Below are 10304 nucleotides of genomic sequence, written 5' to 3' on the forward strand. Positions count from 1 at the left end.
ATCATAGGCAGCATGAAAAAGCTGCCACAGTGACTCAGATGCAGAAGAACGCAATGCGAATCCAGTACAACCTCACTCAGAAGTAAAGGTGAAGCCCTCTGCCACCAATCGAAGGATAAAATCTGAGAAAAAATACTGCTGCGCCACCATCTTCTCTAAGCAGAGCCTTAAGGGAGATTTCGCTGTAGCCCTAATCACTTTGCGAACATGATGTTAAGGCACTGCCATCCTGGTCACTCCCTACCTGAGAATAACCATGCCTTGATTGTTAGCAAAATCATAGAGGCCAGGATTTAGGTCAGGTGGAGTGACCCGAGCCCGTAGACAAATCTGCCCTATAGTTTGAGCGCAGGAGGAGTCTATGGGCACAACACGTTTTACCCCTGAGTTTAAAGAAGAAGCTGTCCGGCAGATCATCGAACGGGTCTATTCCGTCGCCGAGGTTTCAGAACGTCTCGGCGTATCGGCACACAGCCTTTATAAATGGGTTCGTTCAGTAAAACCGGATAACAGCGGTCATCAGGCGCAGGATTTGCTCTACACGAGAGCGGAAATCCTGAAGCTTAAACGCACCGAGGAAGAACGGGATATTCTGAAAAAGGCAGCGCGGTACCTTGCAAGGGAACACGACTGAAGTACCGCTTCATTAACGATCACCGTGAAATCTGGTCGATCGTAGCAATGTGTCGGGTTCTGAAGGTTGCCCGTGCAGGATTTTACGTCTGGCTTCATCGTCCTGTTACAGCCGGAGAAAAGGATAATCAGCGGCTGCTGGCGTTAATCCGCGACTCTTATGCACTGAGCGGCGGTGTATACGGTTACCGCAGAGTTCACGGCGATCTTCGTGAAATCGGAGAAGTCTGTAGCAGAAATCGCGTGGCCAGGATCATGAAACAGAACAGGATACAGGCCGTACACGGCTATAAAATCCCCCGGGGCGTCAGGGGAAGACCTTCGCTGATAGCACCTAACCGCGTACAGCGGGAGTTCACGGTCGTGAAACCCAATCAGGTCTGGGTAACGGACATCACCTATATCCGCACCTGGCAGGGCTGGCTCTATCTGGCCGTGGTCATCGACCTCTTTGCCCGCAATGTGATGGGCTGGTCGATGAAACCGACACTGTCGCGCGAGCTTGCGCTGGATGCACTGCTGATGGCCGTGTGGCGGCGCAAGCCTGAGGGCAGCGTTATTGTGCACAGTGACCAGGGCAGTCAGTACGGCAGCGATTCTGCCGGGCCCATAACCTGTCGCCGAGTATGAGTCGTCGCGGCAACTGCTGGGATAATGCGGTGGCAGAATCGTTCTTCAGCTCGCTGAAAAAGGAGCGTATAAGAAAGCGGATATACAAAACCCGGGACATGGCCCGGGCGGATATATTTGATTATATCGAAGTGTTCTACAACCGGACCCGGCGTCACAGCCATCTGGGTGGCGTCAGTCCGGAGGCCTTCGAAAAGGCCTCGACGTGAGGACAGAAACAGTCTACCGGTGAGGGGTCACTCCATTAGTGAATAACAGGTCATAATATGTGGGCCTCATTGACTGCGTTCCATCAATTCAAGCGTCTGACCATCAGGGCTTTGTAAATATATTACTCGGGTTCCCTGCATGGGTCCTGACAACACTGTCTGAGGTTTACCGGGCGTCTTCCAGCCGTAGTCCGATACTTTGCCTAAGAGCGTATCAAGATCCTCAACTATAAAAGCAAGGTGAGCGTAGCCTGGGATATAGGGCGCTGAAGGTACTTCTGGCTGCTCAATGTTATTGTATTGTAGTAATTCAATTTGAATATCAACCAGTTCAAGCAAAGCCATTCGTACATCAGCTCCCCGTGCACCTGTTACCTCATCGATTATAGGTCCAGACATTTTTCCTTCGCGTAATAATTTACCTCCAAGAATCTGAGTCCAGAATAATAATGAGTCTTCAATGTTTTTAACTGAAAAACCAACGTGATTAACACTTAATATCATGCGATTACCTGCTGAATTTTCAAAGCTCATCATCCAACTATATAAAAAGCCTGCTTTATTTCTACACGATAAATGCGCAACCGTTTTACAAGCCTGCATCTTTTATCGATAAATTGCGAATGTCCGCTTTTCGCTCTTAGCTGCCCATCAACTTCTATGTCCGGTTATGGATTCAACGGGCATAGCGCCATCAACTATGTCATCCTGCTATATGTCGCACTCATCTGCGCGGTTCTGCTGATATTCCTGATTTGCCGGTCCACCGGTCTAACGAGCATATTCTTCGAAACTAAAGCGAATATCCTCAGCGGTCAGCCTCGATTGCTGACGGAAGCCAAACATCGACAACGAATCAATGGCGCTTCCGCGCATGAATGAATCAGACAAGGTATGAAAAAAACAAAAGCATCTAAATCGCTATCCGGGATATGCCTGATAAGGAAAACAAACTCCGCAAAATGGTCTCGTGGGAAAAAACATCGCATCTAAAATGCGCCGTTCAAATTGCTGAGTCACTCAATACCGATGCGGAGACATCTGCAATGAATGATTGCTGGCTTCAGAGTATTTAAAAGAGAATTCCTGTTTCGAATCCCTTTACCTCTGATAATCCTCTTCAGTTTTTAAAAAATTATCTGCTGAACCGGAGGAAGGTGGAGGCAGGCCGCGTCGCCGCAGGCGCAACGTCTGCTCCACCAGCAGGGGAAGCCTGCCAGGGTATATCCGGTTGCAAAGCGGTTAAGGGACTTTGCGACCCAGCGCCCTGAAGATGGTGACGGCTTCCGGATAGCTATCCGCAAATACCATCAACTGCGAACCGGGTATCAGGAAACCGTGCAGGCCTCAGCCCGTAACGGCCCTACCCTGTGGTGTTTCCAATCTGAAGATCGCTGTGTACGGTATTTCCCTATCAGTCTGAAGGTCAGTGAGGATGTCAGTTACTGCAAATCACCCACCTTGCCAGGCGCGGTCACCGTACATCCGATATTTTTAACGCCATTTATCCCGACCTCACCGTAAACCGCATTGCCGTCACGAAAAATCTGAATGGCACCACCGTCCCCGCCGCCAGAAGGATGGGGAAAAGAAAGATAAATACTTCCGGCTTTGCCTGGCTGGATTGCGAGGATCTCATAGGCGTGTTTTTCAGGGGTTAACTGGTCAAATGTCGCAACCGTACCCTCATCAACATACGTCACCGCCGTTACCTTAAGATACCCGGTAAAGGATTCAATTTTTCCACTTCCTTTACAGTTAATCCCGACAGTCTTAGAAATCCGTTTACCCGTTTTCTCTGCGGTCTTAATGTGTTTAATAAAGAAAGGTTAAGCCGCTGCCCCGGCACATCATTCACGCACATTGAATGGGAACTGCATAACAATCAGTATGAAATTTACGCAACGGGAGACTGTCATTTTACACGGAGCCGCTTATTCCTTTGCCGGGTGCCTACTGAACGCCAGTCACGCACGCTGACCAGCAATTTCCGGGAATGGCTGCCGCGCATCAACAGGATATTAAGGAAGGAAAAGAAAAAATATAGCTGATTCCAGACTCCCTATACTGTTCACCGAGACCTGGCGTATCCGGCAGTAATTTCGGATGATCCAGCACCCCGGCAATATCTGAGAAATCCACACCCTGCCTGTAAGCCACTGCCGGCAGGCAGCATGACAGCGACACGCAGCAATATCCTCAATTTACGGTTGCAGGAACATATTTAAGAAGCGTAGAACTGTCAGTGTTTGATTTACTGACACAAACAGGGAGTGTTATGACAAACAAAGCCATTTACATGATTTATCGCCCCAGTCCTATGTTAGGTCGTTCGCCTCTACAGGGAGGTTTTTTCCCCTACAAACTTCCCGAAAAGTATATCGCAGCCCTTCAGAATGAACTTGACAGGTTAGACCCTGGATGGACAGTTTTCGCTGACGACACCGAGTCAGATATTAATTTACTGGCAGAACGAAATCCCTCTCTTCTCGTTTGCGCTCCCGGTCTTCGGTATCAGTTTTACCATCAGGGATTCGACGAAGATAAAATCATCTGGTTGAGCGTACTGGAGTATGCGTCTGCTGATCCAGAATCCGTAATCAAGAGACTGAGAGAACTCGCCTGTTACGGTTCATAACTGCACGGATACAGAGCTCCTCGCTCATAGCAGATCGTATCTGTATTCAGCCTTAATGTTAGCTTGCAGATTAAGAGGTATCTTTTTGTCGGGTTGTCCACATTCCGGGTGCATAGCCTCCCGTAAACCCTGTGGATAAAATCAGCCCCGCCGTGAACCGGCAGGGCTGTAGAGTGATGGTTAATTATTGACCAACGCTATCGCAGGTACTTCTGTATCAGCGCTGCCCCGTGATGAAGATGACGTGCCGTCACGCAGATGCAACTCACATCCAGAGCCAGTTTTTGTTGGCGATGGTCAAACTTGACTCACTGAATTTATGGTACAGCAAATGCGAAAAAGGCCGCCTTGCGGCGACCTCTTCCGGCACTTCCCTGTAAGACCATCCGTTATTTGTACAGTTCTGCGGTCATGTGAACACGGTTATTGGTGTTCGCTTCGGTGATTTTATACTGCGCATTCTGCTGTGCGGCCTGTGCAGCGATTTTGGCTTCTGCGCCATCCAGGGTGGAAGCGGAAGCAGTGATGCTCTGCGCAAAGCTGCCGAAAGAAATCAGTGACAGGGCCGCAACTGCAACGAAAGTTTTGATAGATTTCATGGTCATTCCCTCAGAAGTTTGTTTAATCGGTGAGGCGTTGTGCCTCGATGTGAGAGAGAATAGACCTGTCGACGGGTGAGTAAAAGCTGAGGGATTTGCTGAAAGAACTCAAAAAAATTGAATGAATGTTAACCAGCAAACTGCTTCATCGATCCAACACAACGCGTATGACACGTCGGTATTACTTCCCTGTCAGATGAGGTCAATGAAGCCATACTGCATTTACGTCAAAAAAGATGCCTGATATACCTCAGAAGAAAAACTCCGGATGCGTAAAGCGGGCCTGAAATGAGGGATATGCAGACCGCTTTTCGGGATGAAATCCCTGCTTTTTTCCACAGCGCAAACCACATGGCCATGCCCCACAGCACGGAAAAGCATACCGCGCTAAAGACGAATTCAATCACATAATGCTTCATAACACCTCCCTGATTTTATCTGTTGTTCCTGTCGGATGTTGACCACTTTCTAAAAGTCTCAGCCTGGTTCACCCAGCAAACGATGTCTGTAATATTTGCGGGCAACGTGAATGAGAATTTGACTATAAACAAAGCCGCCAATCGCTCCCATGACGATAACTCCGGGGAAACCCAATAATTTTGCGCCCGCGCCGGATAACAGTGCACAGAGTAGCAGCCCGACCCATGTTTCCCAGTGCCGAAAGGTTGAGGTATAGATATCGTTCCAGCGTTTGCCACACTCTTTTGAAGAAAGTTGTGATAGCTCGGGGATGCTTCTGAGTGACCAGTAGATTTTCATGCTGATGTCCTTATTGCGATGAATACAAACAGGAGAACATAAAAACGGGGCTTATAAAAGGCTTACACACTGTTGCGGTAACACCTGACATCGGACCAGCGGTCCTTATTGGCGATAAAATTAATGCCAATTGAGCACGTTGCTAACCCTGTGCAACCTTGACATCAGAACATTCATCTGGAAAACAGCGCAATCCAGCCTCACATGTCATGTTAATGCGTAAAGAAAGTGTAAGGTGTGGGAAAGTGTATAATTTAGTTGTATTGAAATATATTGTTTCATACCTACTCGTGCAGCCTATAGAATACTAATCATATCAGGTTGATTTCACTGACCTCTGAAGGAAATTAAGCATGGATCGTGTCTTGAAATACTTTCCTTTTTAAGTTAAATACAAAAAAAATCCCTATCGGCAACGATGAAAATTAAAGATGCTTTTGCATCTGTTTCGACGAATATTCCCGATTGGCATTGAGGTTTTCCAACCTCTGGCTATGCAATTCTTTTTGGGATATTGGGTTAGGACTGCTCCTTGTATTTTGGTGAAAAAAACAACACGACTATTTCTTCTCTGATACTAAAGATTTCAACAAACACGCCGATAACCTCTCCGGAAATAGATGCGACGTATCTCATCTGGTTTCAGAGAAGAGCGAACACTCCAGAAAATAGGTTTATCTGCACCTGTGAGATGTATCGCCACGGATTTGCCTTAACAGATGACAGTCAAATCCTGATTTAAAATTTTAACAGCAAAAGTGTCTATGGACAGCACACTCATTAAGCGCTGATCCATTCGACCATTTAAGGAAAAAAGATGTCGAATAAGTTTAAACGTAGCACTACCTGTCTGCTTGTTTCTCTTTCCCTTCTGCTTGGTGGTTGTGCTAATACCGGAAGCTCCCTGCTCTCCAGCACCAAACCCGATCCCCGACTGACCAGTGGCGAACAATCCCAATTATTTAGCAGTTCAGCAGCCCAGGGCTGTGGCATGGGGGCTTTGGCGGGTGCAGGCATTGGTGCTCTGGCAGGGGCTCTGGCCGGAAATGGCAAAAAAGCGTTGGTGGGTGCCGCTGTGGGCGGTGCTGCCGGTTGTGCTGCCGGTGTAGCGACCAACTATTACCTGGACAGTCTGAAAAAAGATTACGCCACCACCGCCGATCGACTGCAAGCGATGGATAAAGACATCAATAAAGATACCGCAGATATCGCCAAAACTACCGCAGCGATGAAAGCGGTGATCAGTGATAACAGCGCGACCCTGACCCAAATTAGCATCCAGAAAGACAAAGCAGGCTTTGATAAAGCCAGTGCCAAAAAAGAACTGGCGCAGGTTGATGCCAATACCAGCTTCATGAAAAACAAAATCAAAAATATGAAAGAAAGAAGCGACGCTATTAAGGTCGCGCTGCAGGGACAGACCACCAGCACAGCGGCAGATAAAGCCAAGCTGAAACAACTGAACACCGAATATAGCGAACTCAATGGCCAGATTACCGCGCTGGAATCTGAAGCGAATGGCTTGTACAGCCAACGCCAGGCTATTTCATTAGGTTGATAATGACGGGCCGATATTATTATCGGCCCTGTTTAGATTTATTGCTGAACACATTTCGAACAGCACTCTCAATTCATGGACGCCCTTATGAGAATTTATGTATTAGTCACTTCCCTGTTACTCGCCGGATGTGCCACATCTCCTCAGGATTGCGATTTGCATGCTCAGGATCCCAGCTTTCTCACCAAGTTGAGCTGCACAACTTCTGGTGGATATAGACAAAAAGTCGACGAGCAAGAGCGCCATGTGCTGCAAAGTCAGCGGGACAATAAAATTGCTCAACAAAATCTCTCCGATACCCAAATCAGGGAGCAAACCTCCAGTCAGAAGCTGGCAGATGAACAAACCAGGCTGAAAGCGGCACGTTCTGATCTGGCGCAGACACTGAAAAAGCTCAAATCGAGCAAGGGCAATAACCAGCAACGCCAGCAAGAAATTAAGCAACTGGAAGCGTTGCAGCGTCAGTCTCAGCAGGCCAACAGCGCAGATGAAGTCGCGGTCATTGAAAAGAAAATTGCCGCAGCCAAAGCACGCGTCGCCGAACTTGAGCAAGCTAACGCACTTCAATAATGCGCCACCTGGCCAATCAGCATCTGCTGCTAATAACGACAAACACGAATCCGGGCTATGCAACGATTAACAAGATCAGCGCAAATTGATGATGCCACCCTCGCCACCTATGAAGAAACGGTTGCGATTATTCACCGTTATCTTCCGCCTTCCCTCGCGCTGCTTTATGCCACTGCACGTCGAAGCGCCGAAGGGAATCTGGAGTGGTGGACAGCGCGACAAGGTCTTGCCACTCCGCTGTCAGCACTGAGCGACACCGAACAAATCGAAACTCAGCGTAAGCGTCAGCAGTATCAGGACACGGTCGCGGGCTTAATTGACCAGCTTACCGCGCGTGGGGAAACCCAACCGGCTCAGGCATTGCAAACGCTGCTCACCCATTCACAGGATCTGGATTGTTATAGCGTCGGTGGCGAGCCGGTATTAATCAATTGGGCCATCCCGGTACCGGCTCCCTTGACTCAGGTGCCACCACCAGCGAGGCGGTGGAGATTCCTGCCCTGGTTGCTGCTGGGATTATTGCTGCTGATTGCTCTCGCATGGTGGTGGTTCTGTTATCACCACCGCACCGATGCTGCCCTTCCGGTACAGCACACGCCACCTGCGGCAGTTGGCGAAGCCTCGCCAAATAAGACCGAGTTAACGCAGGATAATCCCAGCGTCAGCCTCGCTAAAACAAACGACTTCGGCCGTATCAAAGTCAATCTGACCTGGCAGCAAGGTCAGAATCACCAACCGGTCGATCTGGATATTGCCGCGTTCATTAAATTGAAAAATGGCAGGAACACCGGTGTTGAGGCACTCAGTAAATACCTGGGTGACTATGAAAAAGCCCCCTTCATGCTGTTGCAAAAAGATCTGCGCGATGGCGGCAACAAAGATGGCGAATGGCTGTTCATCAACGGCAGCCAATGGCAGGAGATTGATGAGGTACTGATCTACAGCTTCATTTACGGCGGCGCGAACAACTGGCAGGGACTGGATGCCACGATCACGCTCTCTGTTCCGAATCAGCCACCTATCTCAACCACTTTGGTCAATAGCGGTGAACGCAATGAAGTTGCGGCGATCGCGCGAATAAAAAACGTCGATGGCGACCTCAAAGTTGAGCGGCTTAACAGCTTCTTCCCGGACCGGGAGTCACTGGCTAAGCACTATGGCTGGAATTTTGAATGGACGCCTGGCGCCAGCAAAAATTAGCCACCGTCATCTGACTTGCGTTAATTAACAGCCCTACAAGGTTTAGACAATGCGAAATTCGATTCAGGGACCACTGTTACGTACCGGAAACAACTCGTCTTTTAAGGCGCTGGGGGAGACGGGTTATCCGGTGTTTAAGATGGCCTTTCAACTCCGTGAAGCTATTTACCGTCTTGATGCCGGGCGCGATTTAGCCCGCCATCTTGCCATCCCGCAAAATGAGCAAGGTGGCGATCGTACAGATTGGTACAGCAGCTTTGCAGGCGATGTCATTCCCTGGCGCAGTGCCACGGAAAGCGAGCGCGCCTCTGCACGTCAGCAGTTCACCGGATTCCAGATGGCGGTTCAGGCGTTGAGTGAGCAGATGCTGAACGCTGAGAACAGCGGGGCAGGCGGCGATCGGCGGGTATTCGCTCAGTTATTAAAATCCGTCGTTAACTTCCCCGATGATGATTTTCTTTATCTGGTTAACGGCGTGCTGGTGATCACCTTCTGGGGTTTTGTCCATCCAACAGGTGAGCAGAGCAACCCGATGCACTGGCTGCAACCCAGCTCAGTACCCGAGCCAAAAGCCGTCGCCCCCCTCACCCAGCCACTGGCGCAAGCGGCTCCAACGGCTGTTCACACCGTTGAGACGGTGACACACACCCAACGGCGGAAATGGAACTGGCGATGGTTACTCTGGCTGCTGGTCGCACTGCTGGCTCTGGCGCTAATTCTGGGATTACTGCGTGGCTGCGTTCCGTCGCTTTCCCTGCCGGGACTGCCGAAATTATCCGCTGAGAATAACCATAGCGAACCGGTCGGCAACCTGGACAACAGCCAAAACGTGGCGGTCAATCCTTCAGCCAACTCCGGCTCTCCTGTTGCGGGGAGTACGGATGCGACCAGCAGTGGAGCAGTGGCGAGCACCGCTGAGGTGAATCAAACCGGTACAGGGAGTGTCGATGAGCCGCCGATGGCGGATACCTCCACATCAGATGCACCGGCACTGCCGGACTCCCGTGAGCTGCCAGCACCTGATTCCGCCGCGACAACTACACCACCCGTGATGCCAGAACCACAAAACGTTGCGCCGCAAAATCCTGCGGTCACGCCCAATAGCGTGCCCCCCGTCCAACCCGTGCAGGGTCAACCACTGACGCTTCCTGGTACGTTACCTGATGGACCTGCGCAGTTTCTGAACGGGCAGTGGCGAGTTAACGGCGGAATCCAGGACAAACTCACCGGCCGTCCGTTGCAGTTGCAATACAACTTCAAGCAAGGCGCAGGCACCGTCAGCGTCCGTCAGTCCAATGGCGTCACCTGTACCGGTGCGGCTAAAGGCAATGTGCAACAAGGCGCGCTCAATATTACAAATCCTGAGCAGATGAAGTGTACCGATGACTCAAACTTTATTGGCCCAACCATAGAGTGCAAAGCGCCCGCGGCTGGTCACACCGATTGTGTCGGCAAGAATGAGGGAGATAAAACCTTCCCCATTCGTATGCTGCAAACCCATTCTTAAC

General features: G+C 49.8%; 10 protein-coding genes and 1 pseudogene. 6 read left to right on the forward strand and 5 right to left on the reverse strand.

What is annotated here, in order from left to right; all coding sequences use genetic code 11:
* Positions 1-361 precede the first annotated feature (361 nt).
* Positions 362-1472: pseudogene (locus AC6I8R_RS25680) on the forward strand (IS3 family transposase).
* A 66-nt stretch (positions 1473-1538) separates the two neighbouring features.
* Here AC6I8R_RS25680 and AC6I8R_RS25685 read toward each other — a convergent pair.
* A complete protein-coding gene (locus AC6I8R_RS25685) occupies positions 1539-1976 on the reverse strand; it encodes a VOC family protein (RefSeq protein WP_497833298.1) in 438 nt (145 codons plus the stop codon).
* Positions 1977-2914: 938 nt separating this feature from the next.
* On the reverse strand, positions 2915-3175 hold the full coding sequence (locus AC6I8R_RS25690; protein ID WP_497833245.1) for a hypothetical protein: 261 nt from the start codon (positions 3173-3175) through the stop codon (positions 2915-2917).
* A 575-nt stretch (positions 3176-3750) separates the two neighbouring features.
* Here AC6I8R_RS25690 and AC6I8R_RS25695 point away from each other — a divergent pair.
* Positions 3751-4110 (forward strand): hypothetical protein, encoded by a 360-nt coding sequence (locus tag AC6I8R_RS25695; protein WP_497833246.1) that lies wholly within the window; start codon positions 3751-3753, stop codon positions 4108-4110.
* A gap of 389 nt (positions 4111-4499) precedes the next feature.
* Here AC6I8R_RS25695 and AC6I8R_RS25700 read toward each other — a convergent pair whose 3' ends face one another.
* The 3 genes from AC6I8R_RS25700 to AC6I8R_RS25710 form a co-directional block, all read right to left on the reverse strand.
* Positions 4500-4709 (reverse strand): YdgH/BhsA/McbA-like domain containing protein, encoded by a 210-nt coding sequence (locus AC6I8R_RS25700; RefSeq protein WP_497833247.1) that lies wholly within the window; start codon positions 4707-4709, stop codon positions 4500-4502.
* 227 nt (positions 4710-4936) lie between these two features.
* Positions 4937-5128: a DUF6404 family protein gene (locus tag AC6I8R_RS25705; protein ID WP_036626135.1), complete on the reverse strand. Its 192-nt coding sequence runs from the start codon at positions 5126-5128 to the stop codon at positions 4937-4939.
* A 58-nt stretch (positions 5129-5186) separates the two neighbouring features.
* On the reverse strand, positions 5187-5468 hold the full coding sequence (locus AC6I8R_RS25710; RefSeq protein ID WP_071783572.1) for a hypothetical protein: 282 nt from the start codon (positions 5466-5468) through the stop codon (positions 5187-5189).
* Positions 5469-6285: 817 nt separating this feature from the next.
* Here AC6I8R_RS25710 and AC6I8R_RS25715 point away from each other — a divergent pair.
* From AC6I8R_RS25715 to AC6I8R_RS25730, 4 genes are all read left to right on the forward strand, one after another.
* Complete coding sequence (locus AC6I8R_RS25715) at positions 6286-7026, forward strand: YMGG-like glycine zipper-containing protein (RefSeq protein ID WP_497833248.1); 741 nt, start codon at positions 6286-6288, stop codon at positions 7024-7026.
* Between the two features lie 87 nt (positions 7027-7113).
* Positions 7114-7596, forward strand: coding sequence for a hypothetical protein (locus AC6I8R_RS25720; protein WP_497833249.1), 483 nt, complete (start codon positions 7114-7116; stop codon positions 7594-7596).
* A 57-nt stretch (positions 7597-7653) separates the two neighbouring features.
* Positions 7654-8796 (forward strand): tellurite resistance domain protein, encoded by a 1143-nt coding sequence (locus AC6I8R_RS25725; protein ID WP_497833250.1) that lies wholly within the window; start codon positions 7654-7656, stop codon positions 8794-8796.
* Positions 8797-8845: 49 nt separating this feature from the next.
* Positions 8846-10303 carry an SrfA family protein gene (locus AC6I8R_RS25730; protein WP_497833251.1) on the forward strand — a complete coding sequence of 486 codons (1458 nt, stop codon included), beginning with the start codon at positions 8846-8848 and terminating at the stop codon, positions 10301-10303.
* Position 10304: the final 1 nt, after the last annotated feature.

Source organism: Pantoea sp. X-Soil-OKNW-713, assembly GCF_059730685.1.